The sequence below is a fragment of the Pseudomonas sp. TJI-51 genome (genome assembly GCF_000190455.2).
Taxonomy (GTDB): domain Bacteria; phylum Pseudomonadota; class Gammaproteobacteria; order Pseudomonadales; family Pseudomonadaceae; genus Aquipseudomonas; species Aquipseudomonas juntendi.
In genome coordinates this window covers 31,463-31,960 of sequence record NZ_AEWE02000141.1, presented here as the reverse complement: position 1 = coordinate 31,960, position 498 = coordinate 31,463, and the positions used below count along the sequence as shown (strand labels likewise).

General features: G+C 70.1%; 1 protein-coding gene. It reads right to left on the bottom strand.

The features are described 5' to 3' along the window. The coding region (locus tag G1E_RS29910) for a LysR substrate-binding domain-containing protein (protein WP_256220463.1) at positions 1 to 498 on the bottom strand (498 nt) is incomplete at both ends.

Here is a 498-nt window from a genome sequence, read left to right as displayed (position 1 = left end):
GCCGATGCGGGCCACGCCTGCACCCAGCCTGGCCAGCTGTGCCAGTGCTTCGCCGCTGCTGCATTCGATGTTGCCCCGCACCTTCAACGCAAAGACCTCGCCGTCGCGGCGGAACGGCCAGTCTGCTACGGCCCGGCGAAAGTTGAAGTGCAGGCAGTTGTGGCCGGCCAGGTCTTCAGGCACCAGCGGCGTACCGCAGCGCGCCAGGTACTCGGGCGAGGCCACGACCACCTGGCCGGTTTCGCCAATTGGGCGGGCGCTGAGCGAGCTGTCGGGCAGGTGGCCAAAGCGCAGCGCAACGTCGGCCTGGCCGGCGTGAATGTCGGCCACCTCGTCGCTGATGGTCAGGTCGACCAGTACCTGCGGGTAACGCGCGCTGAACGCCGCCAGCAGCGGCACCACGGTCAAGCGGGCGTGCCCTTGCGCGGCGCTGATGCGCAAGCGCCCGCGCGGCACGCCCTGGTCGGCGATCGCATCCTCGACTTCCTGCAGGTCGGC